We start from the raw sequence: 25977 nt of genomic DNA, 5'->3' as shown, positions 1-25977 counted from the left end.
GCTAGCCGCCTTTCTTGGCGCTGGGCTGTGACATCTTCAGACCGCGCGCCAAGTCATCAATCAGGTCGTCCACATCTTCCAATCCGATCGACAACCGTATCGTGCCTTCGGTGATGCCGGCAGCAGCGAGCTGATCGGCCGGCACCCGGAAGTGCGTGGTCGAAGCAGGATGGATTACCAGCGATTTGGCATCGCCGACATTAGCCAGGTGCGAAAAGATATTCAGTGCCTCGACGAAGCGTTGACCAGCCGCACGGTCACCCTTGATGCTGAAGGTGAATACCGCGCCAGAGCCTTTCGGCAGCAGCGTTTTGGCGAGTGCGTAATCGGGATGCGATGCCAGTTCGGGATAGGAGACCGATTCCACCGCAGGATGTGCGAGCAGGAATTCGACCACCTTGCGCGTATTGGCGACATGCCGATCCATGCGCAAGCCCAGCGTTTCGATTCCCTGCAATACCGCAAACGCATTGTGCGGGCTCATCACCGCGCCGAAGTCGCGCAGACCTTCGCGCCGCGCGCGCAGCGCGAACGGCGCGACCGTCGATTCTTCCGCAAACACCATGCCGTGAAAGCCGTCATACGGTTCGCACAATTCCGCGAAGTTGCCGGTCTTGTCATAGGCTTGCTGCCAGTCGAAGGTACCGCCATCGACCAGCAAGCCACCGATCGCGGTGCCGTGGCCGCACAGGAACTTGGTAGCCGAATGGAACAGCAGGTCAGCACCATAGTCGAACGGGCGCAGCAGATACGGCGTGGTAAAAGTCGAATCGACCATCAGCGGCAAAAAATGTGCATGCGCGATTTCCGCAACTTGGGGAATATTCAGCACCTCCAGCCCCGGGTTGCCGAGGGTTTCGGCAAACAGCACCTTGGTGTTGGGGCGGATCGCGGCGCGCCATGCATCGAGGTCGCGCGGATCGACGAAAGTGGTCTCGATGCCGAAGCGCTTGAGCGTGTAGGCCAGCAGATTCTGCGAGCCGCCGTACAACGCACGCGAGGCGACGATATGTGCGCCGGCACCGGCAATCGTCACCAGGCCGAGATGCAGCGCGGCCTGGCCGCTGGCCACCGCAATGCCGGCCACGCCGCCTTCGAGTGCGGCGATGCGCTCTTCCAGTACCGCGTTGGTCGGATTCGAAATGCGTGAATAGACGTGGCCGGCGCGTTCCATATTGAACAGTGATGCGGCGTGGTCGGAGTTCTTGAAAACGAAGGACGACGTAAAGTGGATCGGTGTCGCCCGTGCGCCGGTAGCCGGATCGGGTGCTGCGCCGGCGTGCAGCGACAGGGTGTCGAATTTGAGGTAATTTGTGCCGCTCATGCTGGATTAAGTCTCCGTTATTGGGTTTTGTCGTTGCAGCGGGAAGTTTAGCACCACGCCTTTTGTATGCTGCGATGTGCCACATCATCAAAATAGATTGTATTGATTCGCATGCTGGATTTTTCACTGTGCTTGCGCTACAGTCATAGCACAATTAACAATCACACAAAGAAGAATCATGAAAGTCTCAGAAATCCTAACGGTCAAAGGCAATATCCTCTATACGGTCACGCCTGATACTCCGATGATCGATGCTATCAACACGATGGCGGAAAAGGACATAGGTTCGTTGGTCGTGATGGAGTATGGCGATCTGGTCGGCATGCTGACTTTTCGCGAAGTGCTCAAGACGGTGCATGAGAACAACGGCAGCGTGGGCAGCGATAGCGTGCGCAAGCACATGGATGACCACCCGCTGACGGTGACGCCGGATACCGACATCAATGAAGTGCGCCGCGTGATGCTGGAAAAACATGCCCGCTATCTGCCAGTAATCGATGCCAAAACCCTGCTGGGCGTGATTTCCTTCTATGACGTGGCCAAATCAGTGCTCGAAGCACAAAGTTACGAGAACAAGATGCTCAAAGCTTACATTCGCGACTGGCCGGGTGAGGTGGAGGATTAAAGAGATTATTACTGTCTGGCCGTTAGCGGCTTGATGCAAGAGCCGCCCCCGGTGAGACTGCCGCGAGCGGCTTTTTTTTGTTTTAACGTCTGGCCCCATCTCTCAACCACAAAAGGATCGACCATGCATATTGCCGTCATCGGTGCCGGATTATCCGGTTTAACCTGCGCTCGCCAATTACAAATTCAGGGGCATAGCGTGACTGTGTATGAAAAAAGCCGCGAGGTGAGTGGCCGCATGAGCACGCGTCAGACTGAGTTCGGCGGCTTCGATTATGGCGCGCAATATTTTACCGCTAGCTCGGCAGCTTTTCGCAAGCAGATTTCCGCCTGGAAAAAGGCAGAATTGATCATCGACTGGAGTCCGGATCTGGTGCAGCTGGAACAGGGTACGCCGGGTGTGCAAAAGCCGGCCGGACGCTCTCAAAAACGTTTTATCGCCATCCCCGACATGAGCAGCCTGTGCAAACATCTGGCGCAAGGGCTGGATATTCGCACCGAGCAGATGGTGCGGCGCATTGAACCGCTCGGCAAGCAATGGCTGCTGTCGGTCAGTTCAAACAGCGTGGCAATCGATGCCAGCGCCGGCCCGTTCGATGCGGTGTTGCTGGCGGTTCCGGCCGATCAGGCGGTGCCGCTGCTAACAGCGGTACCGGCCCTGGCGAAGCAGGTGGCAAAGGCAAAAATGTCTCCGTGCTGGGCCCTGATGTTGAGCTTTCCGTTGCCTTTGACGCTAGGTTACGACGGCGCCTGGGTCAGCGGTTCGCGCCTGTCCTGGATTATTCGCGATAACGCTAAGCCGGAACATCGTGATGGCGAGCGCTGGGTGGCGCACGCCTCTGTCGACTGGAGTATTGAACATCTGGAAGACGACGAGGAGCGTGCCAAGGAGAAGTTGCTGAAGGCTTTTCACGAGGCGACCGGATCGCAGGTGCAACCGGTCCATGCCAGCGCGCACCGCTGGCGATACGCTCAGGCGCTTGCGCCACTGGCAGAGGATTGCCTGTGGCGTCCAAAACTGCGCATCGGTGCCTGTGGCGACTGGTTCGCGGCTGGCCTGGAAGGCAGCGGCCGGGTTGAAAATGCCTATTTGAGCGGCTTGGCACTGGCCGCGGCAGTGGGCTCTTGATCGGGTTTTTATCGATCGCCAATCCTGAAAAAACGTAACTATTCAGCCGGCGCTGGCGTACTGCTGGCGCAACTCGCGCTTGAGCAGTTTGCCTGAGGCAGTGCGCGGCATGGATTCTACGAAAAACACCCGCTTGGGCACCTTGAAGGGGGCGATGTGGGCCTTGGCGTGAGCGATCAAAGTCTCGGCATCGACCTGCTGGCCTGCCCTGAGGCTGACAATGGCAACCACGGCCTCGATCCATTTCTCGTCAGGCAGACCGATCACCGCCACTTCGCTGACGGCCGGGTGGGTATACAGGCATTCCTCGACTTCGCGGCTCGACACCACGACGCCGCCGGTGTTGATGATGTCCTTGATGCGGTCGGCGATATAGAGGAAACCGGCTTCGTCGAAATAGCCGACGTCGCCAGAGTGGAACCAGCCGCCGGCGAAGGCCTCGAGGGTTTCTTCCGGCTTGTTCCAGTAGCCCGTCATCAACTGCGGCGAGCGATGGATGATTTCACCCATTTCGCCAGACGCGCAGTCTTCCATCTGCTCGTTGACGATGCGCGTTTCGACGTTGAAAATAGGTTTTCCGGCCGAAGCAGGGCGCTCGGCATGATCTTCCGGCGAGAGCACGGTGGCCAGCGGGGCGATTTCGCTCTGGCCGTAGCAGTTGAACAGGCGGGCTTTCGGCAGCCGCTGGGAGAGCTCCTGCAGCACCGGCACCGGCATGATCGAGGCGCCGTAGTAGCCCCTTGCCAGACTGGAGAGATCGTGGCGGTCGAAATCCGGATGGCGCAGGAAGGCGATCCAAACCGTGGGCGGCGCGAAGAAGGAGGTGATGCGCTCCTTGGCGATCAGCTCGAAGCAGAGCTCGGGCTGTGGCGCCTGGATGACGATGGTGGTGGCGCCCACCAGCAGTTGCGGCATCACGAAGACGTGCATCTGCGCCGAGTGGTAGAGCGGTAACGAAGCCAGCGAGCGGTCAGTTGAGTTGATTTCGGTGGCCAGCAGGGTGCTCGTGTATTCGGCCATCAGCGCCCGGTGCGTCATCATCGCGCCCTTAGGGGCAGCTGTGGTGCCCGAGGTGTAGAGCAGTTGCGCGAGATCCTCCTCGCTGATCGAAACCTCGGGCGCGCTCTCGCAGCCGGGGGCGCGGGCAAAAGCCAGAATATCGAGCGTGTCGCCGCCGTGCAGTGTGCCGACCCATTCGCACGGCGACTGCGGGCCGAGCTGTTCGATATGCCTGGCGATGACCAGGTCGTGGAAGAGGGCGCGAGCTCCCGACTGTTCGACGATGTAGTGCAGTTCGCCTTCGGTCAGCGCGTAGTTGATCGGCACATGGGTTAGCCCAGCGCGCACGCAGCCCAGCCAGAGCAACACGTAGGCGTCGGAATTGCGACCGTAGGCGGCGACGCGGTCGCCCGGCTTGAGGCCGAGGCCCAGCAGCCTGTGCGCGACGCGGTTGGCGGCGACATCCAGCGCGGCGTAAGTCCAGCGCCGGTCTTCGTAAAGCAGGGCTTCCCTGTTCGGGTTGCGCCGCACGGAGCGACGCAGGGCGTCGCCGATGGTGTTGCGGCTGGCCTGCTGGATTTCGGTCTGGCTCATGATTTGTCTCCGGAGTTTGTTGTTGTCGGGTGTCAGTTGCGTGTCTTGCGTATCTTGCGTCAGATGCAATAATTTCTCAATAAGCCGTGGCGAACGCTTCATGAAAATGAATTGCCCTACCCGCGCAGGCAGAAATCCAGTGTTTCAATATGTTGCGCATATTTGATGCTTGATGCGGTGAGGCGATAACTGCGCTGCCGTTGATATTGCCGGTGTGATCAGTCCAGGCGCTCGATGATGGTGGCGGTGGCCATGCCGTGGCCGATGCACATGACCTGCAGGCCGAACTGGCCGCCGCGCTGTTCGAGGCCGCATAGCATCTTGGCCATCAGACCGGCGCCACTGCCGCCCAACGGGTGGCCGTGGGCGATGGCGCCGCCCCACGGGTTGAGCTTTTCCATGTCGGGCTTGAATTCACGCGCCCAGCATAGGGCGACGGTGGCGAAGGCTTCATTAAGCTCGATCCAGTCGAGATCGGCAATCGTCAGTCCGGCGCGTTCGAGCGCCATGCGGGTGGCAGGAATGACGCCGGTGAGTTGCAGCACCGGGTCGGAGCCGGCGACGACACGGGCCCGAAAACGGGCCTTCGGCCGGATGCCGCGCTGTTCGGCGGCAGAGCGGCGACCGATGACCACCGCACCCGCGCCGTCGGCCATCTGGCTGGCGTTGGCGGCAGTCACGACACCGTTTTCCGGCGAGCGGAAAATCGGCAGCATGGTGGCCATCTTCTGTTCATCAAGGGTGGGGCGCACGCCTTCGTCGCAATCCAGCGTCAGCGCGACGCCTTCCTTGTCGACACCGGGCAGCGGAACGATTTCCTGATGCACACCGGCCAGCCGGGCGGCGTAGGCGCGGCGATGGCTTTCTCGCGCGAAACTGTCGAGTTCGCTGCGCGACAGTTTCCAGTGGTCGGCAATCAGCTCTGCGCTCTCGATCTGATGCGGAATGGCGTAGCGCGAGGTAATGCCCGGGTGGAGATTGTCGAAGCCGCGGAACTCGCCCTTGCCCAGCGTCAGGTCGAGGAACATCGGCACCCGGCTCATGCTCTCGACACCGCAGCCGATGACGAAATCGAGGTCGCCGGCCGCTACCGCCTGCGCTGCCGCATGCACCGCATATTGGCTGGAACCGCACATGCGATTGAGGCTGACGCCCGGCACTTCCTGCGGCAGGCCGGCGAGGAGGGCGGCCTGCCGGGCGATATTGGCACCCTGTTCGCCGGCCTGGCTGACGCAGCCGGCAATGACGTCACCGACGGCTGCGCCGGGCAGCCCGGCGCGCTCGAGTGCCGCGCCGATGATGCCGGCCAGCAGTTGATCCGGCCGCGTTTCGCGCAGGGCGCCGCCGCGACGGCCGAAGGGGGTGCGCACGGCGGCGAGGATGACGGGTTCATTGTTGTTCTGCATTCTGTTCTCCTGGTTAAGCCCGGACCATTTCGCGGGCAATGATGTTGCGCTGGATTTCGTTGGCGCCTTCGCAGATCTGCCGCGACCTTGGCGTCGCGGAAGAGTTTTTCGACCGGGTATTCGGTGCTGCGGCCCATGCTCCCAAAAATCTGGATGGCTTCAGTTGCTGCCCACATTGCCGCGACGGCGGCACCGGACCTGGCGCTCGACGCCTGCTGAGCGCTGCGTATTTATGAAGGCGGTAGCTGGCCGAAGCGAGGTGGGCGCTTTTCGAGAAAGGCGCGGACCCCTTCCGCGAAGTCGTCAGTATCCGAGGCCGCGAGAAAAGCCGCGGCCTCGGCCTGCAGATGCTCAGGCAGGGTACGTTCGAAGCTGAAATTGATCAGGCGCTTGATCGAAGCCTGCCCTGCAGCCGGCCCGGTGGAAAGTCGCCGGGCCAGCGCCAGGGCGGTGCCGTCCAGTTGGTCGAGGGCAGTCACCCGGTACACTAATCCACAGTCTTTCGCCATCATGGCATCCATCGATTCATTAAGGAGCGCCATTGCCATGGTGCGCTGCGGGCCGATCAGACGAGGTAAATGATAGCTGGCTCCGCCGTCGGTGCTGGCGCCGAGGGCGTTGTAAGCCACTGTGAAACGGGCGTTGTCCGCGGCCAACAAGAGATCCGCAGCACAGGCAAGCGAAAATCCGAAACCCGCAACTGCGCCGCGCACGGCCATCACTACCGGTTGCGGCAATTGACGCAGGCCGAGGATTGCCGCATGCGCGTCGTCGATGATGCCGGCAACTTCGTGCCGGCGCATCGCATCGCGTTCGGGGTTGACGGCTTCGTCCGGCGTGCTGCCGACCAGAGTGCCGAGCCAGTTGAGGTCAGCGCCGACCATGAAGTGCTCGCCCGCCGCACGCAGCAGGACGGCCTTGGCAGCGGGCGTGCGGCCGATCTCGCCGACAGCGTCGCGCAAGGCTGCGGCGAGCTGGCGCGTCAGGGTGTTGCGCTGTTGCGGACGATTGAGGGTAATCACCGCCACCCCCTCGGTGATTTCCAGAACGAGCGGGGCGTCAGGCATTAGCGGAATCTCCGGCGCACATGGTTTCGATCTCGAGGATCGGGTGGATCGAATTGGCGGAACCTTGATGCAAGGCTTGTCTCCTCTTTTATCTTGAACGGAGGAGGCGGCTGCCTCCTCGTTGCGATCATTCGAAACCTGCATTGCGTGCCACGCACCGCGTATGTCGCCTCGGGCAAACAGTGCATAAAATTCCGGCGTTTTTTGTTGTTGCCGTTGCTGTTCGTTCGATGATTATAGGGGCGGTCATGTTTTGTCGCGATGACAGAAGTGGCCTAAATGTTTGCATTTCATGCCAAAATTAGCGCAAGAAAAATGTTGCATTGCACGATCCTATGAACCGACAGACAGCCACCGTTCCGATTGCCTTGGCGACCGATTTGCTTGCCGGACTCGATCCTGACTCCTTATTGGTCAGGACCGCCATCGGCCATGCCGAGATTGCCCCCGAGTTATTGCAGGAGGCGGGTGGCCGGGTAACGATCGAGCAGTTTTCGAAGCTTTATCGCCAGCTTGCCCTGATGCTCGACGATGAAACGCCGCGCTTTTTTTCTCGCCCCTTGCGCAACGGAACACTGAAGTTTCTTTGTTTGGGGATGTTTGGCTCGCCTAATCTGGACATCGCCTTTCATCGCTTCGTCAGCTATTTCCGCCTGATGCTGGATGACATGGGCTTCGAAGTGTCGCGCGGAGAAAGCCTGACGCGCATCGCGCTGATCGAGCATGCGCCACCGCAAGGCTCGCGCGTGCTGGTGCATGAGCTGATGCTGAAGCTCGTGCATGGCGTGGCATCCTGGATGATTGGGCGCAAGATTGCGCTGGCGCAGGTGGATTTCGCCTTTCCCCGTCCGGCACGAGCGCCGGAATATGTGTACGTCTTTCCGGGCCCGACCAACTTCGATCAGGCACAGACGGCGCTCTACGTGGATTCGGAGTACCTGAACGCACCGATTCGGCAGGACAAGAGCGCGCTCAGTGATTTTCTGCGCAATGCGCCGGCCGACTGGCTTTACGTCCCGTTTAGCGAAAGAATGCTGACGCACCGTGTGCGCGACTATCTCGAATCCCGTCTGGGCAGCATGCCCACAGTAGCGCCGACCGCCCGGGCGCTGCATTTTTCGGTGCGCACGCTGTCGCGCCGGCTGGCCGAAGAGGGAACGACGTTTCAGGCGGTGAAGGATGAACTGCGGCGTGACATGGCCATTCTGCAGCTGATCAAGACCGAGTTGCCGATTGCCGAGATCGGCTCGTCCATCGGATTCGATGATCCGACCACTTTCAATCGGGCATTCAAGTTGTGGACGGGTAGCGCCCCCGGCGCCTATCGCCGGCTGGGGCCTGGCCGAAAAGATGGATAGCTTGGAAAGTGGGTGGCCGCGGCGTTGTTGCACGGAATAAGAACATGGCGGAGACCTGCCTTACCGCTTCGCTCTTAACTGGTATGCAGGCTCAATAGTTACGAAAAACCTTAGATTGCCGGCGGATGCAAAAACGCATTTTGATGATGTTTTGCTATTTAATGTAATATTTATCGAACATAAAATCTGCGCTGCACATTGGAGGTCTTATGAATATATTGATGGTGTTGACGTCGCATGACCAGCTTGGCGATACCGGCCGGAAAACCGGTTTCTGGCTGGAAGAGTTTGCCGCGCCTTATTACGTTTTCAAGGATGCCGGCGCGAATATCACCCTGGCTTCACCGAAAGGCGGACAACCGCCGCTGGACCCGAAAAGCGACGCGGACGAATTTCAGACGGATGCGACGCGCCGCTTCAAGCAGGACGCTGCGGCGCAGGCCGCACTGGCCAGTACGGTCGAACTTTCCACGGTGTCTTCTGACGATTTCGATGCACTGTTTTATCCCGGCGGGCACGGGCCATTGTGGGATCTGGCCGAGAATGCGGATTCGGTCACGTTGATCGAAACCATGTTTGCCTTGGGCAAGCCGATTGCTGCGGTATGCCATGCACCCAGCGTATTTCGCCATACCATGGCGCAGGATTCCCTGCCTTTGCTCAAGGGAATAGCAGTAACCGGTTTTTCCAATACGGAAGAAGAGGCGGTGCAGTTGACGGATATCGTTCCGTTCCTGTTGGAAGACGAGTTGCGCAAGTGCGGCGGGAAGTATTCCAAAGGCCCGGACTGGCTGCCGTATGTCGTGGTTGACGACAACCTGATCACCGGACAGAACCCGGCCTCGTCGGAAGCAGCTGCAATCGCGGTTTTGAAACAATTGCAAACGGCTTGACGTGGTGTGCGCAGGAATGGGTTTATCGCTGTAATGGCAGTTAATCGCATTCCAAATTTTTATCGGAGTATTTTTTATGAATCCAATAAACATATGCGGAAAACGCCATGAAAATAATGATACACCCTATTGTTTGCTAATATCGTTAGATGATGAAAGCATCATGTCTTGCGCAGACATGCGTAATATCGGTTACCTCTTCTGATACTGCGTCTTCCCGAACAAAGCTTCTTTTGCCTTGTCGTCGACCAAAGGCTTGCGCAAATCGGCCAGTACTTGTACCCCACGCTGGACTGCCGGGCGGGCGCTGATTTCGTCGAACCAGCGTTTCGCATTGGGGTAATCGGCCCAGTCTATGCCCTGATTGTTCCATGAGCGGGTCCAGGGGAAAGTGGCGATGTCGGCAATCGTGTATTGGTCGCCGGCCAGATAAGCGGTTTTGGCGAGTTGCTGGTCGAGCACGCCATACAAGCGTTTGGCTTCGTTGGTGTAGCGCTCGATTGCGTATTCGATCTGGGTTGGCGCATAAATGCGGAAGTGGTGCGCCTGCCCCAACATGGGGCCGAATCCGCCGACCTGAAACATCAGCCATTGCATGGTGTTGAATTTTTCCCGATCATTGTTGCCGAGGAATTGGTCATATTTGCTGGCCAGATACAGCAATATCGCACCCGACTCGAACAGCGAAATCGGCTGGCCGTCAGGGCCGTCTGCATCGACGATAGCCGGAATTTTATTGTTGGACGAAATTGCCAGGAAATCCGGCTCGAATTGGTCGCCGGCGCCGATGTCGACCGGATATGCACGCCATTCTCGACCCAGCCGCAGGCCGCATTCTTCGAGCATGATATGGACTTTATGGCCGTTAGGAGTGGGCCAGCTATAAACGTCAATCATGGAGTTCCTTTTCGTGGGGGAGTGACAGGCCAATGCCGCTGTCACCGGGATACATGGCAGCAGCTTTGGAAATGAATACGCGACGAATAGTTTAGTCTATCCGTCGCGTGGTTGCAGCCGTGCTTGCTGCGTTCCCTGCCTATTGGAAGTCGATCAAGAGTGTTTGGCCGGAGCGTTGACTTCCTTGTCTGCAGGCGGCATATGCTTTGCCAGTTCCAGCTTGGCGATTGCGTTGCGGTGCACTTCATCCGGGCCGTCGGCTAGGCGCAAGGTGCGGTTGCCGGCCCACATATACGCCAGCGGGAAGTCATCTGAAACCCCGGCCGCGCCATGCGCCTGGATCGCCCAGTCGAGTACTTGTTGGGCGACATTCGGCGCCAGCACCTTGATCATCGCGATTTCCGCCTGGGCGTGCTTGTTGCCGACGGTATCCATCATGTAGGCAGCTTTCAGGGTCAGCAGGCGCGCCGAATCGATTCGGATGCGCGCCTCGGCGATGCGTTCGCGCCATACGCCTTGTTCCGACAGGCGACGACCGAAGGCTACGCGAGCGTTAAGGCGTTTGCACATCAGTTCCAGTGCGCGCTCGGCCACGCCGATGGCACGCATGCAGTGGTGGATGCGCCCGGGGCCAAGGCGGCCCTGGGCGATTTCGAAGCCGCGCCCTTCGCCCAGCAGGATGCTGGAAGCCGGCACCCGCACGTTTTCGAACAGGATTTCACAATGACCGTGCGGCGCATCGTCATAACCGAACACCGGCAATGGGCGTTTGATGGTAACTCCCTTGGTGTCGGCTGACACCAGGATCATCGATTGCTGTGCATGGCGCGGCGCGTCGGAATCGGTTTTGCCCATCAGGATGAAAAGCATGCAGCGCGGATCGCCGGCACCGGAAGCCCACCACTTGTGACCGTCGATCACATAGTCATCACCGTCGCGCACGATGCGGGTTTCAATATTGGTGGCATCGCTGGAGGCGACACCTGGTTCGGTCATGGCAAAGGCGGAACGGATTTCGCCCCGCAGCAGCGGCTCCAGCCATTGGGTCTTTTGTTCTTCTGACCCGTAGCGTTCGATGGTTTCCATGTTGCCGGTGTCGGGGGCGTTGCAATTGAATACCTCCGGCGCCCAGCCGACCCGGCCCATGATTTCGCACAAAGGGGCGTAGTCCAGGTTGGACAAGCCTTCCGGTGCGCGACTGGATTTGGGCAGGAACAAATTCCACAGGCCGAGCTCGCGCGCCTTCGGTTTCATTTCTTCAATGATGCGGGTTGGAATCCAGCGATTTCCCTGTTCCTTGCCGTTACGATAGACCTCATCCTTATAGCTGTTTTCGTTCGGATAGATGTGTTCATCCATGAATTTCAGGAGTTTTTCCTGTAACGACTTGCACCGCTCTGAATATGCGAAATCCATTATGTCTCCTCGTTGAAAAATTTAGTCACGCCCATCTTTATTCATCCCGCAAGCATGACGCCAGCCCATTTCCGCCAGCGGTCTGGCGGCTTTACCTGCCTTTAATGCCTGTTCGCTCGCTGCAGTGCCATCCACCACGCGCTTCATGATGCCCTGCAAAATGCCAGCCAGGCGGAACATGTTGTAAGCGAGATAAAAACTGAGATCTTCCTTGCGGATCGTCTTGCCGGTGCGCGCGCAGTATTGGGCAATGTAGGCGTCTTCCGACGGAATGCCGAGTGACTTGTGATCCAGGCCGCCAATGCCGCGGAACTGGCCCGGGGCGATATGCCAGCTCATCAAATGGTAGGAAAAATCCGCCAGCGGATGGCCCAGCGTCGATAATTCCCAATCCAGCAGCGCCAGGATGCGCGGTTCGGTCGGATGGAAAATCATATTGTCCATGCGGTAATCGCCATGCACGATGCTGGTGTCGTCGCCGGCCGGGATGTTGTTTGGCAGCCATGCGATCAAATGGTCCATGGCTTCTATTTTTTCAGTTTCCGAGGCCCGGTATTGCTTGGTCCAGCGGTCGATCTGGCGCGTGAAGTAATTGCCCGGTTTGCCATAGTCGGCCAGGCCGATGGCGGCGTAATCGATGCTGTGCAACTGCGCGATCACGCGATTCATTTCATCATAAATTGCGCTGCGCTCGGCTTTGTCCATGCCGGGTAGCGACTGATCCCATAGAATCCGGCCATCGACAAACTCCATGATGTAAAAGGAGCGGCCGATGACGGCTTCGTCGATGCATAGCGCATATTGCTGCGCCGCCGGAAAACCAGCTTTGTGCAATGCATCCATGACACGGAATTCACGCTCAATCGCGTGTGCCGATGGCAGCAGTTTGGCCGCCGGGCCGGGTTTGGTGCGCAGTACGTAACGCTGGCCGCCTGCGGTGAGCTTGAAGGTCGGATTCGATTGCCCGCCCTTGAACTGCTCCACCTCGAGTTGGCCGGAAAACCCTGCGACGTGCTGCCGCATGTAATCGGCCAGAACGTCGGTATCGAATTTTTGCCGCTCGCTGACCGGCATGGTTCCCATGAATTCTTCGAACATCGTGTCTCCTCCTGTGTTTGGCGGGAATGGCCGAAAGACGATTCTAACCTATAAAATTGTACGGTCGTACTATTTATAAAATGTTTTGCGTGTTACCAAATGCCGATGCCGTCATGTTCTGAATTGCCGATATTGTTCCAGCAGGGTTTCCATGGTGGTGCACCGGTTTTGACTCTGCAGCAGGGAGGGCGGTGAGAAATTTGCAATCCGCAGCACCCAGTCGTTGGCATCTTGACCGACATCGAGCGCATTGATGCACCCCGCGGTTTGCGCCATGTTACCCAGAAACAATCTTTGGCCGGTGAGGGCATACGATAGGATGGCGCGATTGACGCCGCCATGCAGCACCAGCAGCACGGTATCCCAGCTATTGTCGGCGCGCAAGCGGTCGATTCCGGGATATACCCGATCTAGCAACTGGCCTATGCTTTCGCCGCCGAGGAAGCGCTTGTGTTCGGCCACCACGCCATCAAAGGCGCCCAGAAAGGCATCGTTCAGATCGTCATCCGGGATACTGGATAACTTGCCTCCTCGGATTTCCTCCAGTTCGGGCCAATGCTCGGGTGCGATATCCTGTCCGGTTTCAGCCAGCACCCGGTTGGCGGTTTCGACTGTGCGCGGCAGGCCAGATACGATGACGCGGTCGAATTTAATTTTTTCCTGCGCGAATACCCTGCCGGCAGCAGTAGCCTGGGCACGGCCTTGTTCGTTGAGCGGAACTTGTTCCGGCAAATGCGGTTTGCCGTTGGCGTCGAAATAAGTGACGCTGCCGTGCCGCATCAGGTAGATGCGTCGTCTTTTGTGTGGAGTCATTTGTATTCTGGTGAGTGTTTGGAGAGTAATGCGCTGATACCTTTTTGCGCATCGCGATGGCGGCAAATAAGCTTCCATTGTGGCTGCAACTGTGTCCGGGTGGAGTGTATTTTTTGCCGATGGATTGGATCGGGTTAATACCAGTGCAACTTCGTAACAAGAGGTTTATTGTGGCAAGTCGGCTCAAACCTTGCGTTGGCTGCGCTGATGCGCTTTGCTGCGCCAGTCGTCGGGCACGATGAAGCCGCGGCTGCTTTCCAGCAGACAATCCTCATCCGCGCTCTGCTGCAGAAGCGCCACCAGCACCGGCATGGTGGTCTGTGAAAATTGGGCCGCCAGTGCATCCTGCAACTGCGGCTTGTCCAGCGCGTCCGCTGGCGCTACCCGTGCCGGCGCCAGCCAGGACAAGCGCGGCAGGATTGCCAGCCGTTCTGCCGGCATCGCTTCGAATTCCGTTAATGAACACCAGAAACCGCGGCAATGCGCCGGCGACAATCCCATTACCGGCGGCAGCAATGCATCGTCGTCGTGATAGAACAACCATCCTTTGACCAGCGCCTGGGCTGATGCGACCGATTGCGGCAAGTGAATTTGCGCCGCCGGATGCTGCGCCAGCATCAGTTGTTGGTCGAGGATTTTGCGCATTTTCGCGCCCAGCGTGTCGGCCAGATTCGGGCCGATGAAATAATCCGCCGCGATCTTGGTCCCGGCGCCGGCTGCGCTTGATTCCAGCAGATAAAACTTGGTGGCAAATTCCCAGTGCAGCAGCGCAGCTTCGTATGCAGATGCGTGTCCAGATTCTTGCCATAGCAGGAAGTCGAACTCGCCCACCGTATCGTCCTTGCTGGCACGCACCTGGAGTCCGTGCGCAAACAGCATGCCCTGACGCCGAAAATAAAATGCCAAAAGCTTTTCGGCGTAATGCCCAAGGCGGGTGAATGGTCTGATATCGAGAAAGGCATGCAGTTCGGCCGGTGCCGCATCCAGTGCTGCCAGCCAGTCAACCGTGGTCTGATCCCGTGCGCCGTCCAGCGTCGCGATCATGCCGCGCCATTGCGGTGCCCGCACATCCAGCAAATCCGGCGCGCTCAGCAACCAAGCCAGCGCACGGACATGCGGGTCGCGCAGATGCCCCCAGCGCCGATGAAAATCGGCCTGGCATGTGGCAAACAGCACGGGCTTATTCAGCAGCGCTTGCGTTGGCAGTTTGGTCGGCATAGGTGCGCAGCGCCAGGCAAAGGTCATCCCAGGCCTCGCGTTTTGCGATCGGCTTGCGCAACAAATAGGCAGGATGGTAAGTAACTACGGTCGGGCATTGATAAGCCCGATGCAACTGGCCGCGCAGCGACGACAGGCTGGTGCCGGGGCTGCATTCCAGCAACGTCAGCGCAGCCGTCTTGCCGAGAGCCACAATCACAGTCGGTTGCAACAAGGCAATTTGTCGTTCCAGATAAGGTTTGCACAGGGCAATTTGTTGCGGCGACGGTGCGTGATCGGCACTATTTGCATCGGTCGAGCGGCATTTGACGACATTGGACAGATACACGTTGGCATCGCGCGTCAAACCCATGGCCGACAACATGGCATCGAGCAGTTTGCCGGCAGGGCCCACAAAAGGCGCGCCCTGTTGATCTTCGGTGCGGCCAGGGCCTTCGCCAACGAACAGCCATTTGGCTTGCCGGTCGCCGCTGCCGAAGACGGTCTGGTTGCGCTTCTGGCACAGATCGCAGCCGCGGCAAGCGCTAACGGCAGCCTGCAGTTGCGGCCAATCCATCAAGGCGACTTCCGCTGCAGACGGTAAGGTTGCCGGATCGGTTACCAAAGGAGAATCATCCCACGCCGCATGCGTGCTTGCCGGGGAAGGGCTGACTGGAGATGGGATTGGGAATGAAAATGGAGCGTCCGGTTTGGCCGCTGTGGATACAACCTTGGCAACCGCGGTGGCACTAATAATGTCACCGACGCTAGCGGCCTCGCTGGTCAGGCCTGCGTCGGGGTTGGATGCGGATTCAAAAACAGGCTTGACATTGCGGCGCATCCAAATCTCGCCCACGCCCATTTCGTGCAAAAAAACGGCGCGGCGGCGCTGTTCCAGCGTCATAGCGACAACCGCATGACGATGGCATCTTCCCGCGTATTGCCGGCAGCCGGGTAATACGCCTTGCGGCGGCCGATCGACATAAAACCGTATTGCACATACATGTTGAGCGCGCGCGTATTGGATGGCCGCACCTCCAGCAAAATCGAAGTCAGTCCCAGTTCGCGCGCCATCGACACCACCCGATCCAGCAACGCACGCCCGAATCCGCGCCGGTGCAAATCGCCCCGCACGCTGATATTGAGCAAATGCCCTTCATCCACCACCAGCATGAGTAAAAAATAACCCACTAAGTTGCCAACTAAGTTGCCCACTGCGTCGTTATCTTCCTTGCCCACTTCCGCGCGAGCGATCCAAGCCTGATAGCCGCTTTGCAATGCATCCTTGAAATTGCCGCGTGTCCACGGATGTGGATAAACGGTGTTTTCGATGGTCAATACCGCATCGAGGTCCTCGGGCTGCATCGGCGCAAATCGCAGCAGCGATGCAGAGGCAGATACGGCCTGGGCACTCACTTGGACCCTCCCGCCTTGAGCGCCAACCGCTCCTCAGTGGTCAGCGCAATTTTGTTGCGCAAATAGATCGGTTGCGCCTGTTCCGGGGTCAATAGTTGACCCGCTGTAAATGCGGTACGTGCCAGGCGCGCCACCTGCGCTGCGTGCGGCATCACTTCGGCGCGCGCGTGTTGCACCCATGGATAACTGTGCGCCTGCAGCGCGAACTCGCCCGGATATGCAGCAAAGCCATTGCCGCAAGCGACCAATCCATCTTTAGGCTGCGGCAACACATTTGCCACTGCAGACAAAGTCGGTGCGACCACGGTGTGCCAGCCATTGGCATAACTGTATTGGGCCCAATACACCTCGCCCATGCGTGCATCCAGTACGGCCAGCACTTCATGCGCGCCGGTCTCGGCGCGGCAAGCCTCGGCCATAGCCAACAAGGTGACGATGGAGATCACTGGCAAATTGGCCCCAAACGCCAACCCCTGGGCAATGCCGCAAGCGGTGCGCACGCCGGTAAAGGAGCCGGGCCCGGCACCAAAAGCAATCGCAGCGCATTGCGACAGGCGTATATCGCCCTGCGCCAACACGCTTTGCACCATCGGCAACAGGGTTTGGGAGTGGGTCTGAACACCCGACGATTCGCGCACAAGCAGCGTATCGCCCTGCAACAAGGCAGCGGAGGCAAGTTCAGAAGAGGTTTCGATAGCAAGGATGAGTGGCATTCGTGCATTTTACCGCGACGGCCAGATCCATAGATACGGAGCATGCACATGAGATTCTCATATCCACCCCAGTCATCGGGATATGAACGGGATACGAACGCCGGATTCCCGTCGTATCTGAATCCACGCCGGCGCCGCGACAGCTTAGTAATTATATTTTTGATAATTATCAATTTATACATTTAGGAACTGAGCGACATTTAACTTGAAAGCGAACTGCAAGAAAATCAGTTGCCGAAGAAAGGAAAAATCATTTTTTTGAGTGAAAAGCCACAGGCATTCATTCGGATACCGCAAGCGCCGTGGAAATGTGTTTTTTGAGCCGCACTTAAAACGAACGAAATGGTGGGTCAATCATGCATGATTTAATTCTCAAAAATTCTACCCGGCTGGAATTTTCGATGCGGTTGATGGACGTTCTTGTGCTGCTAGTGGCCGGTCATTTCGCCAGTCAACTGCATTTCGCTACATCTCTCGACATGGCCGCTCCAATTCATGCGGTGCTGCTGTACTTCTCCTGCGGATTGGCTTTTTTAACATTTCCACAATTCGATTTGTATACATCATGGCGTGGACGCTCGATGTTAAGCATGTTCGGTCGGCTTGCCGCTACTTTGGCACTGGTGTTGCTAATCGGAGTGTTTTTCAGCTTCCTGATTCACCACGTAGGTGCATTGTCACGCTTGTGGTTGTTTTATTGGTACGTAACCAGCGTTATTTTTTTGGTGATCTACAGAACGTTGGTGTATTCAACCCTGCGCTATTTGCGTAAAAATGGTTTGAATAACAAGCGCGTGATAATCGTCGGTTATGGCCCCATCGGGCAGGAAATCCATAAACGCGCATTGCAACAGGACTTCTATGGGTATGAAGTTAAAGGCGTACATACCTGCGCCAGCGACCCCGACAATTTTTTAAAAGACCCCGCAATAGTAAGTATTCATAAGCTGGAAAACATTCATGATTTTGTGACGGCCAATGATATTCATGAAATCTGGATTACGTTGCCAATGAGCGCATCGGATCAATTGCATGAACTGCAATACTTACTGCGTAACGCCTTGGTGGATATACGCTGGATACCTGATATTTTTAGCTTGCACATGTTGAGCAACAGGATGATCGACTTTCTGGGCATGCCTGCGGTGGACTTGAATCGCCCGACGTCCAGCGGTCTGGGTGGCATCGGCAAGGATCTGTTCGACAAGCTGTTTGCCCTCATCGTGCTGACACTGTTGCTGCCGCTGTTCGTGGTGATTGCAATCGGCATCAAGTATTCTTCTCCAGGTCCGGTATTTTTCAAGCAGCCCAGACTGGGCCTGAACGGGAAAAAATTCAACATCTATAAATTCCGCTCGATGCAAGTGCATCAAGAGCATGACAAGGTCACGCAAGCCACCAAAAACGACCCGCGCATCACCCGCATCGGGCATTTCCTGCGACGCACCAGCCTGGATGAACTGCCGCAGTTCATCAACGTACTGATGGGAGATATGTCGGTCGTCGGTCCAAGGCCGCACGCACTACAACACAACGCAATATACAAGGATGTCCTGGGGTTATACATGCTGCGGCATCGGGTCAAGCCTGGCATTACCGGTTGGGCCCAGATCAATGGCCATCGGGGCGAAACCGACACCATAGACAAGATGGAAAAGCGGGTGCAATCCGACCTTTACTATATTCACAACTGGTCGTTCTGGCTCGACTTGCGCATCATTGTCTGGACTGCATTCAAAGGATGGACGGGCAACCATGCCTATTAGCATGAGCACCTCCATCCGGTCAGGAAAAATCGCGGACGACTGTCGCATCGACAGCATCTCCGGCGCAGAATCCGAAGCTTCCCTGAGCACGGAGTTGTTTGCCGGTGTCACAGGGGCCAGCACACATTACATTGTGCTGGCCTATCGCCTGCACACAGAGCATCGATTGTTCACGCTGTCGCGCCAACAGCATAGCCACACCATCTGGATGCAACCGGACCAGGCTAAGCAGCACCCGCTGGTCCATTCTTATACCCAAGCTTATTTTGAATTGGTCACAAAATGACTACTCCGCTTATTCCTGTCATTCTTTGCGGGGGCTCAGGGACCCGGCTCTGGCCTCTGTCGCGCGAGACTTATCCCAAGCAGTTTTTACGCTTGCTAGGCAAAGACACCCTGCTGCAGCAAACCATGCAGCGGCTTACCGGCATTAAGGATGTCGATCCTGCAATCCTCGTCTGCAATGAAAGTTCGCGTTTTGTGGTGGCGGAACAATTACGAGAAATCGGTATGGAAAACGCCCAGATCCTGCTGGAGCCGGCACGGCGCAATACAGCACCGGCAATTGCCGCGGCTGCTTTGCAAGCGCTATCCAGAGGCGGCGATCCTTTGTTATTGGTACTGCCATCAGACCATGTGATTAATAACCATGCGGCCTTTTATAGCGCAGTTCACAAAGCTAAAATCGCTGCCGAAAAAGGCAAACTGGTGACCTTTGGCATTACCCCGTTGGGCCCGGAAACCGGTTATGGCTATATCCGCGCAGGCACTGCCGAGCCGGGGCCGGCAGAAGCGCATCCTGTAATCGAATATGTGGAAAAGCCGGACCATGCCACCGCTGAACACTACCTCGCTAGTGGAAACTATTTCTGGAATAGCGGCATGTTCATTTTTCGTGCCAGTCGTTATCTGGAAGAACTCACGCACTTTGAGCCGGAAATTGTTGCCGCCTGCAGCCAGGCCATGGCATTGTCCAAACAGGATTTCAGTTTTATTCGACTCGACAGCCAGTCGTATATCGGCAGTCCCAGCAAGGCAGTAGATTATGCGGTGATGGAACGCACCCAAAACGCCGCAATGGTGACAATGGACGCCGACTGGAGCGATATTGGCTCCTGGGCAGCAGTGTGGAAAGCCTCTGGAAAAGATTGCGACAATAATGCCCAGCAGGGCGATGTAATGCTGCAGGATTGTCAAAACTGCATGGTACATGGCAGCACTCGTCTGGTTACCGCAGTAGGCATGCGCAATACGATCATCATTGAAACCGCAGATGCCCTGTTGATCATGGACGCCGACAAGGCTCAGGACGCCAAAAAACTGGTGGAGCATCTGATCGACACCAAGCGCACAGAAGCCACACAGCATCGCGAAATATTCCGCCCCTGGGGGTCGTACGACTCCATCGAGGTCGGCACGCGTTTCCATGTCAAACGCATTACGGTCAAACAAGGCGCCAAGCTATCGCTGCAAATGCACCACCATCGCGCAGAACACTGGGTGGTTGTGTCGGGCACGGCAAAAATCACCAACGGCGATCAGGAATATCTGCTGACGGAAAACCAGTCCACCTATATTCCGCTAGGCGTTGTGCACTCGCTGGAAAACCCCGGAAAAATTCCATTGGAACTGATCGAAATTCAGTCAGGCGCGTATTTGGGTGAAGACGACATCGTTCGACTGCAAGACAATTACGGCCGCGTCGGAACGCCATCATGAGCAGGCGACAAGATTAAAGCCATGTTGGGCTTTGCGGAATTAAGCGCTAACCTATGGGGTATTTTTATGCTACGCATATTTTATATGCGGTAAATTGCATATTATTTGGCATACTCCACAATGCGATTTATGTGTGAAATTCACCTTAGGTAATTTTCATCATGCCAAAGAAAATTCTCGTAACAGGCGCGTCCGGTTACATAGGCTCACATACCTGCGTCGAGTTGCTGCAGGCTGGCTTTACTGTCATCGCGCTCGACAATCTATGCAACAGTTCCCAAGAAGCGATTGCACGGGTGGAGCGCATCACCGGTAGCGCATTGCCATTTTACGAAGCTGACGTGCGGGACCGCGCTGCTTTGGACCGTGTATTGCGCGAACACGCAATTGATGCAGTCATACATTTTGCTGGCCTGAAAGCGGTGGGTGAATCGGTAGCCCAGCCGCTGCGGTACTTTGATAACAATGTATCCGGCACGGTCACGCTATTGCAGGCAATGATGGATGCGAACGTCAAGCGATTTGTGTTCAGTTCGTCTGCGACCGTCTATGGTGACCCGGAATCCGTACCCATCCTGGAGTCCGCACGGTTATCAACGACCAATCCTTATGGCCGTTCCAAATTAATGGTGGAGCAGATTCTGAATGACCTGATGCAGGCCAATCCCGATTGGCGCATCGGTATCTTGCGCTACTTCAATCCGGCAGGTGCGCACCCGAGCGGCTTGATCGGCGAAGACCCGCAAGGCATTCCCAATAACCTGATGCCTTTTGTGGCGCAGGTCGCGGTCGGCCGGCGCGCCAGGCTGGCAGTCTTTGGCAACGATTACCCGACGCCGGATGGCACTGGCGTACGGGATTACATTCATGTGGTGGATTTAGCGCGGGGGCATGTTGCGGCGCTTGGCCGGCTGTTTGCACAACCAGGAGGATTTACGGTCAATCTCGGCACGGGCCAGGGATATAGCGTTTTGGAAGCGGTGCGCGCTTTCGAGGCAGCCAGCGGTTGCGCTGTACCGTTTGACATTATGCCGCGCCGCCCCGGCGATATCGCCAGTTGCTATGCGTCGCCAACACAAGCGCGTGAATTACTACGGTGGCGCGCAGAAAAAAATCTGGATGAAATGTGTGTGGACCACTGGCGCTGGCAAAAAATGAATCCGCAGGGATATTGAGACAGCGGCATAGTCAACAAATTCGTCTCGCGGATTCAATTTTTAGGAGAAATATAAAAAATACCTGTTGCAGTATTTTTTATATTCCAGAGAGCAATTTTAGGGCGGCCTGGAGTGTTGCATCTTTCTTGGCGAAACAAAAACGCACGATGCCGGATTCCTTCGGCTGGTGATAAAAGGCCGATACCGGAATTGCCGCCACACCAATTTCGGCTGTCAGAAATTGGCTGAACTCGGCTTCATTCAGGGCCGAGATGGATGAATAATCGACGCACTGAAAATAGGTGCCGTCCGACGGCAGCAATCTGAAGCGGCTGCTTTTCAGGCCATCGCGAAACATGTCGCGCTTGCGCTGGTAAAACGCCGGCAACTCCAGATAGGGCGCAGGGTCGCGCATGTAACTAGCCAAGCCATGCTGCATCGGCGTGTTGACGGTGAATACATTGAACTGATGCACCTTGCGAAATTCCGCCATCAGCGCTGCCGGTGCCGCCACATAACCGACTTTCCACCCGGTGACATGGTAAGTCTTGCCGAAACTGGACACGATGAATGCGCGCGCCGCCAGTTCGGGATGGCGGCAGACCGATTCATGCGCAATGCCATCGAACACCATGTGTTCGTATACCTCGTCTGAAATCAGCAATATGCCGGTGCCGCGCACGATGTCGGCCAGCGCATCCAAGTCCTTTTTGACCAAAATCGAGCCGGTCGGGTTGTGCGGCGAATTGATGATGATCAGTCGTGTTTTGGGCGTTACCGCAGCCGCCACTGTGTGCCACGGAACCGAATAGCCGCGCGGCCCGATTTCCATTTGCACAAAAACCGGCACTCCGCCTGCGAGTTCGATGGCCGGCACGTAACTGTCATACGCCGGCTCGATGACGATCACTTCGTCGCCGGCATGCACGCTGCACAGGATCGCGGTCAGCAGTCCTTGCGTGGCGCCAGCGGTTACCGTGATTTCGCCAGCGGCACTGTACTGGTGGCCGTAAAGTTGGCCAATCTTGCGCGCAATGGCTTCGCGCAAAGGAGCAATTCCAGCCATCGGCGGATATTGGTTCAGCCCGCTTTTCATGGCTGCGGTGACGGTGTCGATCAGCGCCGGATCACAGTCGAAGTCCGGAAAACCCTGACCCAGATTGACTGCATTTTTTTCCAGCGCCAACGCCGACATGACGCTGAAAATGGTGGTGCCTACTTTGGGTAGTTTGGAGCTCAGAGCTATCGGTTCGAAATGGGCGGTTGCAAGCGGGAGTGGCTGATTCATGATTGGATCGGTATGCATTGGTCGAGCCGGCATTTTAACGCCGGCGCTGGTTTGGTGGCAGGAGGTGGCATGAGGTGTCGGAATGCGCGGGTGATATGCGCTTCCATAAAAATTTCCGGAGTGGAATGCATACCTACTCTTGTATATTTAAATGCCGCGCTAAAATAGTGCGCAAAATACATGGTTTTTTTGCATACTCCCTAAAAATATGCGAGAGAACATTCCGTCACTGCTCACGCAGATACAGCGCGTCGTCGAAGGTAAAAAGCCATTGCGGTCGATACACAGCGAAGATCGTGACCAGAAATCCGATCAGAAAAGTTTCGCCCCACGCCAGTAGCAACATGTAGGCAATCGTGTCGTAGGAACTGGACAATGGCGCTGCAATCCATAGTCCGTGGGCGGCAATTGACATCAAGCCGGTCAGAGAGAGCACCACCATCGAGCCGAAAACACCGTTGCCGAACAAGTAGACGAACATATGGTGCGGCAAACGCTTTTTGACTGTAGTTAAGATGACGTTGCTAAACCATGCCGGCAGCACCGCCAACAACAGCAAATTCATGCCAAGATTGCCCCAGACACCGTTGAACAGCGCTGTGTAGGCAATCACGGATAGCCCCAAGCCCAGCGTGGCCAGAGAGCGGCCGAACATCAGCGGAAACAGCGACAAGCCCATTAGATGCAAGCTCAGGTCGCTGTTGATGTTGATGCGTAGCCGCCACAGCATCGTCAGCATGATGAGCAGCGCGCACCAGGCTGAAAACACCGTCGGCGCTTCCAACCGTTTCCAGGGTGCGCTCATGGCGCAACGCAACATGACAAAGATAGCCAGGCACCATGTGATGATGGCTACGCCAATCGGGAGAGGTGTATTAAAAATGCCCACGAGAGATTATCTTTGCAGTTAACTGTGTGCGCGAATATGCGATCAATTATCACCGCAAACTGCAAAGAATTCAGGCTTCTAGCGCCCAAGCTTGCGGCAGGATAATCTCAAAAAGACCGGCGCGAGCGGTTTTCTTGGCTAGTTTCAGCAGGGCTTTATCCTTCGTGATCAGGGTCGCGGCTTGTGCGTCGCGCGACAACTCCAGAAACTTCTGATCGTCGGGGTCGCTGCACAGCGGCAGTTTGATACTTGTTAGCGGTTGCGGCTCTATGCAGTCGATCAGCGCATCAAAGGCTGTGTTGCATTCGGCGCGCATGGCTTCATTCAGGCGTAATTGTGAATAGCCCAGGACAATCTGCCATTCCATGCGGCATTCTGCTTTTGTGACAGCCTCGACGGTGCCGTTTTTTAATGCTGCAAGCAAGGCGGCCCAGCGCGGGTCGTTGAAGACGAATAAATCCAGGCAAACGTTGGTGTCGAGTACGATGCGTTTCGGTATCATGTTTTAAATTCTTTAATTTTCTATGGATGTTGCAATGCTGATTGTCTTGTCACCCGCCAAAACGCTCGCCATGGAGGCGCCGTCCGCTACGATAAAAAGCAGCCTGCCGGAGTTTATCGCGCATTCTGTGCAACTCATCGATGTTTTGAAGACGTTTTCTCCGGCACAAGTTGCTAGTCTGATGCGTATTTCCGATCCGCTGGCGGCTTTGAATTTCGCCCGCTACGCCAGCTGGACTCGGGAGTTTTCGCCGCAGAATGCAAAGCAGGCGGTCTTGGCATTCAACGGCGATGTCTATGCGGGCCTGGCGGCGGCAACGTTGAACTCGCGGCAACTCGACTACGCGCAGTCGCATGTCCGTATTTTATCCGGACTATATGGCATGTTGCGCCCGCTTGACCTGATGCAGCCTTATCGGCTGGAAATGGGCACCCGTCTTGTCACCCCGCGCGGCAAGAACCTGTATGCCTTTTGGGGCGATATCGTGACCACGGCGCTCGATGAGATGCTGCGGGCACGGAATTATTCTGCGTTGGTCAATCTGGCGTCCGAAGAATATTTCAAAGTGGTCAAGCCAGACTTGTTGTCGGTGCCGATTGTTACGCCGGTGTTTGAAGACTGGAAAAACGGCAAATACAAAATTATTTCCTTCTATGCCAAACGTGCGCGTGGCTTGATGGCGCGCTATGCGGCACTGCATAACGTGACGCAGCCGAAACAATTGCAGGCTTTTGACATGGATGGTTATGCGTTTGATGCCGATGGTTCCAGTGAACACAATTGGTTATTCCGTCGCAGGCTGGCTTGATGCTTCTTGGTTTGCATCTGTCGTTTGTATCGTTATATAAAAATGCCCCGTAATCCGGGGCATTTTTATTAAGCAAACGGAGTTACCAGAGTTTCCACCATGCCTTGTTTTTGACCGTGCCACCCTTGTAATACACGCTGTTCGGATAGTTGGTTTTCATGACGCGCTCGGCATCGTCGCGCAACTCCGTCATGCCCAGCGCATCATAAGAGCGCACCATGACAAACAGCGCTTCTTCTAGTGCTGGTGCTTCACGGTATTCCTTGATTGCATACTGGGCCCGGTTGGCGGCGGCTAGATAAGCACCCCGTTTGTAGTAATAATTGGCCACGTGGACTTCATACTGCGCCATGGCATTAACCAGGTATTTCATGCGGGCGATGGCATCAGGCGTGTATGTGCTGTCAGGAAAACGCTCGACGAGTTGCTTGAACGCATTGAATGCTTCGCGCGCTGCCTTCGGGTCGCGTTCGGTGGCATCTTGGCGAGACAGGAAATTGAATGCGCTAACGCGGTCGTTGAAGTTGATCAGACCACGTAAATAATAAGCGTAATCTACATTCGGGTGATTCGGATGGAGCTTGATGAAGCGTTCCGCCGCAGCCAAAGCCAGCGGCTGATCTGCCTGCCGGTAATACGCATAAGCGATTTCCAGCTGCGCCTGTTGCGCGTAGGTGCCGAATGGATAACGCGATTCGAGTTTTTCAAAATACTGAACCGATTTGTCATAATTGCCGCTTGCCAGTTCATCGCGAGCCTCCGAGTATAATTTCGAGGCTGACCAAGCCTTGGTCTCGTCGATTTTTTCAGGTAGCAAGCTGCATGCCGAAATTGACAAGGCCAGAAGGATTGTTGCGATTTTAAATAATTTTTTTTGCATGACGTATGTGCAAGAATGCATCTT

At 56.5% G+C, this 25977-nt stretch carries 25 protein-coding genes; 9 read left to right on the top strand and 16 right to left on the bottom strand.

What is annotated here, in order from left to right; translation table 11 throughout:
- Position 1: 1 nt before the first annotated feature.
- A complete protein-coding gene (locus FKCLFG_RS09425) occupies positions 2-1324 on the bottom strand; it encodes an O-acetylhomoserine aminocarboxypropyltransferase (RefSeq protein WP_472612839.1) in 1323 nt (440 codons plus the stop codon).
- A 178-nt stretch (positions 1325-1502) separates the two neighbouring features.
- Here FKCLFG_RS09425 and FKCLFG_RS09420 point away from each other — a divergent pair, with 178 nt between their 5' ends.
- Entirely contained in the window at positions 1503-1949 is a 447-nt protein-coding gene (locus tag FKCLFG_RS09420) for a CBS domain-containing protein (protein WP_472612838.1), read from the top strand.
- Between the two features lie 123 nt (positions 1950-2072).
- The gene (locus FKCLFG_RS09415) at positions 2073-3077 is read left to right on the top strand and encodes an NAD(P)/FAD-dependent oxidoreductase (RefSeq protein ID WP_472612837.1); all 1005 of its coding nucleotides are present in this window, start codon (positions 2073-2075) and stop codon (positions 3075-3077) included.
- A gap of 42 nt (positions 3078-3119) precedes the next feature.
- On the opposite strand, the gene FKCLFG_RS09410 is transcribed toward FKCLFG_RS09415, so the two are convergent.
- From FKCLFG_RS09410 to FKCLFG_RS09400, 3 genes are all read right to left on the bottom strand, one after another.
- Complete coding sequence (locus tag FKCLFG_RS09410; protein WP_472612836.1) at positions 3120-4670, bottom strand: acyl-CoA synthetase; 1551 nt, start codon at positions 4668-4670, stop codon at positions 3120-3122.
- 218 nt (positions 4671-4888) lie between these two features.
- Positions 4889-6076: a thiolase family protein gene (locus FKCLFG_RS09405; protein WP_472612835.1), complete on the bottom strand. Its 1188-nt coding sequence runs from the start codon at positions 6074-6076 to the stop codon at positions 4889-4891.
- 230 nt (positions 6077-6306) lie between these two features.
- A complete protein-coding gene (locus tag FKCLFG_RS09400; RefSeq protein ID WP_472612834.1) occupies positions 6307-7143 on the bottom strand; it encodes an enoyl-CoA hydratase/isomerase family protein in 837 nt (278 codons plus the stop codon).
- Positions 7144-7478: 335 nt separating this feature from the next.
- On the opposite strand from FKCLFG_RS09400, the gene FKCLFG_RS09395 reads away from it, so the two are divergent.
- The gene (locus FKCLFG_RS09395) at positions 7479-8501 is read left to right on the top strand and encodes an AraC family transcriptional regulator (RefSeq protein ID WP_472612833.1); all 1023 of its coding nucleotides are present in this window, start codon (positions 7479-7481) and stop codon (positions 8499-8501) included.
- Between the two features lie 209 nt (positions 8502-8710).
- Positions 8711-9394: a type 1 glutamine amidotransferase domain-containing protein gene (locus tag FKCLFG_RS09390; RefSeq protein WP_472612832.1), complete on the top strand. Its 684-nt coding sequence runs from the start codon at positions 8711-8713 to the stop codon at positions 9392-9394.
- Positions 9395-9586: 192 nt separating this feature from the next.
- On the opposite strand, the gene FKCLFG_RS09385 is transcribed toward FKCLFG_RS09390, so the two are convergent.
- The 8 genes from FKCLFG_RS09385 to tsaB all read right to left on the bottom strand — a co-directional run bounded on the left by FKCLFG_RS09385 (position 9587) and on the right by tsaB (position 16944).
- The gene (locus tag FKCLFG_RS09385; RefSeq protein ID WP_472612831.1) at positions 9587-10291 is read right to left on the bottom strand and encodes a glutathione binding-like protein; all 705 of its coding nucleotides are present in this window, start codon (positions 10289-10291) and stop codon (positions 9587-9589) included.
- A gap of 153 nt (positions 10292-10444) precedes the next feature.
- Positions 10445-11707 carry an acyl-CoA dehydrogenase family protein gene (locus tag FKCLFG_RS09380; protein ID WP_472612830.1) on the bottom strand — a complete coding sequence of 421 codons (1263 nt, stop codon included), beginning with the start codon at positions 11705-11707 and terminating at the stop codon, positions 10445-10447.
- A gap of 21 nt (positions 11708-11728) precedes the next feature.
- Positions 11729-12805 carry a phosphotransferase family protein gene (locus FKCLFG_RS09375; RefSeq protein ID WP_472612829.1) on the bottom strand — a complete coding sequence of 359 codons (1077 nt, stop codon included), beginning with the start codon at positions 12803-12805 and terminating at the stop codon, positions 11729-11731.
- Positions 12806-12916: 111 nt separating this feature from the next.
- The gene (locus FKCLFG_RS09370) at positions 12917-13618 is read right to left on the bottom strand and encodes a histidine phosphatase family protein (RefSeq protein ID WP_472612828.1); all 702 of its coding nucleotides are present in this window, start codon (positions 13616-13618) and stop codon (positions 12917-12919) included.
- 183 nt (positions 13619-13801) lie between these two features.
- Positions 13802-14836 carry a DUF1853 family protein gene (locus FKCLFG_RS09365; protein WP_472612827.1) on the bottom strand — a complete coding sequence of 345 codons (1035 nt, stop codon included), beginning with the start codon at positions 14834-14836 and terminating at the stop codon, positions 13802-13804.
- Positions 14799-15719, bottom strand: coding sequence for a uracil-DNA glycosylase (locus tag FKCLFG_RS09360; protein WP_472612826.1), 921 nt, complete (start codon positions 15717-15719; stop codon positions 14799-14801). Before FKCLFG_RS09360 ends, FKCLFG_RS09365 begins: the two co-directional genes overlap by 38 nt.
- On the bottom strand, positions 15716-16180 hold the full coding sequence (gene rimI / locus FKCLFG_RS09355) for a ribosomal protein S18-alanine N-acetyltransferase (RefSeq protein WP_472615830.1): 465 nt from the start codon (positions 16178-16180) through the stop codon (positions 15716-15718). Before rimI ends, FKCLFG_RS09360 begins: the two co-directional genes overlap by 4 nt.
- Positions 16181-16227: 47 nt before the next feature.
- On the bottom strand, positions 16228-16944 hold the full coding sequence (tsaB, locus tag FKCLFG_RS09350; RefSeq protein WP_472612825.1) for a tRNA (adenosine(37)-N6)-threonylcarbamoyltransferase complex dimerization subunit type 1 TsaB: 717 nt from the start codon (positions 16942-16944) through the stop codon (positions 16228-16230).
- Between the two features lie 356 nt (positions 16945-17300).
- Between tsaB and FKCLFG_RS09345 the strand changes: the two genes are divergently transcribed.
- From FKCLFG_RS09345 to galE, 4 genes are all read left to right on the top strand, one after another.
- Positions 17301-18710 (top strand): undecaprenyl-phosphate glucose phosphotransferase, encoded by a 1410-nt coding sequence (locus FKCLFG_RS09345; protein ID WP_472612824.1) that lies wholly within the window; start codon positions 17301-17303, stop codon positions 18708-18710.
- Between the two features lies 1 nt (position 18711).
- The gene (locus FKCLFG_RS09340; protein ID WP_472612823.1) at positions 18712-18996 is read left to right on the top strand and encodes an NUDIX hydrolase; all 285 of its coding nucleotides are present in this window, start codon (positions 18712-18714) and stop codon (positions 18994-18996) included.
- Positions 18993-20429 (top strand): mannose-1-phosphate guanylyltransferase/mannose-6-phosphate isomerase, encoded by a 1437-nt coding sequence (locus FKCLFG_RS09335; RefSeq protein ID WP_472612822.1) that lies wholly within the window; start codon positions 18993-18995, stop codon positions 20427-20429. Before FKCLFG_RS09340 ends, FKCLFG_RS09335 begins: the two co-directional genes overlap by 4 nt.
- Positions 20430-20590: 161 nt before the next feature.
- The gene (gene galE, locus FKCLFG_RS09330) at positions 20591-21604 is read left to right on the top strand and encodes a UDP-glucose 4-epimerase GalE (protein ID WP_472612821.1); all 1014 of its coding nucleotides are present in this window, start codon (positions 20591-20593) and stop codon (positions 21602-21604) included.
- Between the two features lie 79 nt (positions 21605-21683).
- Here the strand turns inward: galE and FKCLFG_RS09325 are convergent, their stop codons facing one another.
- The 3 genes from FKCLFG_RS09325 to FKCLFG_RS09315 form a co-directional block, all read right to left on the bottom strand.
- Positions 21684-22874, bottom strand: a complete 1191-nt coding sequence (locus tag FKCLFG_RS09325) for a pyridoxal phosphate-dependent aminotransferase (protein ID WP_472612820.1) — start codon at positions 22872-22874, stop codon at positions 21684-21686.
- Positions 22875-23100: 226 nt separating this feature from the next.
- Positions 23101-23763: an energy-coupling factor ABC transporter permease gene (locus tag FKCLFG_RS09320; RefSeq protein WP_472612819.1), complete on the bottom strand. Its 663-nt coding sequence runs from the start codon at positions 23761-23763 to the stop codon at positions 23101-23103.
- Positions 23764-23833: 70 nt separating this feature from the next.
- Positions 23834-24265 carry a putative toxin-antitoxin system toxin component, PIN family gene (locus tag FKCLFG_RS09315; RefSeq protein WP_472612818.1) on the bottom strand — a complete coding sequence of 144 codons (432 nt, stop codon included), beginning with the start codon at positions 24263-24265 and terminating at the stop codon, positions 23834-23836.
- A 34-nt stretch (positions 24266-24299) separates the two neighbouring features.
- Here FKCLFG_RS09315 and yaaA point away from each other — a divergent pair, with 34 nt between their 5' ends.
- Positions 24300-25073: a peroxide stress protein YaaA gene (yaaA, locus tag FKCLFG_RS09310; protein ID WP_472612817.1), complete on the top strand. Its 774-nt coding sequence runs from the start codon at positions 24300-24302 to the stop codon at positions 25071-25073.
- A gap of 82 nt (positions 25074-25155) precedes the next feature.
- On the opposite strand, the gene FKCLFG_RS09305 is transcribed toward yaaA, so the two are convergent.
- Entirely contained in the window at positions 25156-25953 is a 798-nt protein-coding gene (locus FKCLFG_RS09305; protein ID WP_472612816.1) for an outer membrane protein assembly factor BamD, read from the bottom strand.
- Positions 25954-25977: the final 24 nt, after the last annotated feature.

This window comes from Gelidimonas denitrificans (assembly GCF_055694065.1).
Note: the sequence above shows the minus strand (reverse complement) of the source record. Positions and strands in the feature narration are given on the sequence as shown.

Bases quoted from the DNA above. Each gene is read 5' to 3' on its own strand.
- FKCLFG_RS09425 (WP_472612839.1), bottom strand. From the start codon at position 1,324: ATGAGCGGCACAAATTACCTCAAATTCGACACCCTGTCGCTGCACGCC.
- FKCLFG_RS09420 (WP_472612838.1), top strand. From the start codon at position 1,503: ATGAAAGTCTCAGAAATCCTAACGGTCAAAGGCAATATCCTCTATACG.
- FKCLFG_RS09415 (WP_472612837.1), top strand. From the start codon at position 2,073: ATGCATATTGCCGTCATCGGTGCCGGATTATCCGGTTTAACCTGCGCT.
- FKCLFG_RS09410 (WP_472612836.1), bottom strand. From the start codon at position 4,670: ATGAGCCAGACCGAAATCCAGCAGGCCAGCCGCAACACCATCGGCGAC.
- FKCLFG_RS09405 (WP_472612835.1), bottom strand. From the start codon at position 6,076: ATGCAGAACAACAATGAACCCGTCATCCTCGCCGCCGTGCGCACCCCC.
- FKCLFG_RS09400 (WP_472612834.1), bottom strand. From the start codon at position 7,143: ATGCCTGACGCCCCGCTCGTTCTGGAAATCACCGAGGGGGTGGCGGTG.
- FKCLFG_RS09395 (WP_472612833.1), top strand. From the start codon at position 7,479: ATGAACCGACAGACAGCCACCGTTCCGATTGCCTTGGCGACCGATTTG.
- FKCLFG_RS09390 (WP_472612832.1), top strand. From the start codon at position 8,711: ATGAATATATTGATGGTGTTGACGTCGCATGACCAGCTTGGCGATACC.
- FKCLFG_RS09385 (WP_472612831.1), bottom strand. From the start codon at position 10,291: ATGATTGACGTTTATAGCTGGCCCACTCCTAACGGCCATAAAGTCCAT.
- FKCLFG_RS09380 (WP_472612830.1), bottom strand. From the start codon at position 11,707: ATGGATTTCGCATATTCAGAGCGGTGCAAGTCGTTACAGGAAAAACTC.
- FKCLFG_RS09375 (WP_472612829.1), bottom strand. From the start codon at position 12,805: ATGTTCGAAGAATTCATGGGAACCATGCCGGTCAGCGAGCGGCAAAAA.
- FKCLFG_RS09370 (WP_472612828.1), bottom strand. From the start codon at position 13,618: ATGACTCCACACAAAAGACGACGCATCTACCTGATGCGGCACGGCAGC.
- FKCLFG_RS09365 (WP_472612827.1), bottom strand. From the start codon at position 14,836: ATGCCGACCAAACTGCCAACGCAAGCGCTGCTGAATAAGCCCGTGCTG.
- FKCLFG_RS09360 (WP_472612826.1), bottom strand. From the start codon at position 15,719: ATGACGCTGGAACAGCGCCGCCGCGCCGTTTTTTTGCACGAAATGGGC.
- rimI (WP_472615830.1), bottom strand. From the start codon at position 16,180: ATGCAGCCCGAGGACCTCGATGCGGTATTGACCATCGAAAACACCGTT.
- tsaB (WP_472612825.1), bottom strand. From the start codon at position 16,944: ATGCCACTCATCCTTGCTATCGAAACCTCTTCTGAACTTGCCTCCGCT.
- FKCLFG_RS09345 (WP_472612824.1), top strand. From the start codon at position 17,301: ATGCATGATTTAATTCTCAAAAATTCTACCCGGCTGGAATTTTCGATG.
- FKCLFG_RS09340 (WP_472612823.1), top strand. From the start codon at position 18,712: ATGAGCACCTCCATCCGGTCAGGAAAAATCGCGGACGACTGTCGCATC.
- FKCLFG_RS09335 (WP_472612822.1), top strand. From the start codon at position 18,993: ATGACTACTCCGCTTATTCCTGTCATTCTTTGCGGGGGCTCAGGGACC.
- galE (WP_472612821.1), top strand. From the start codon at position 20,591: ATGCCAAAGAAAATTCTCGTAACAGGCGCGTCCGGTTACATAGGCTCA.
- FKCLFG_RS09325 (WP_472612820.1), bottom strand. From the start codon at position 22,874: ATGAATCAGCCACTCCCGCTTGCAACCGCCCATTTCGAACCGATAGCT.
- FKCLFG_RS09315 (WP_472612818.1), bottom strand. From the start codon at position 24,265: ATGATACCGAAACGCATCGTACTCGACACCAACGTTTGCCTGGATTTA.
- yaaA (WP_472612817.1), top strand. From the start codon at position 24,300: ATGCTGATTGTCTTGTCACCCGCCAAAACGCTCGCCATGGAGGCGCCG.
- FKCLFG_RS09305 (WP_472612816.1), bottom strand. From the start codon at position 25,953: ATGCAAAAAAAATTATTTAAAATCGCAACAATCCTTCTGGCCTTGTCA.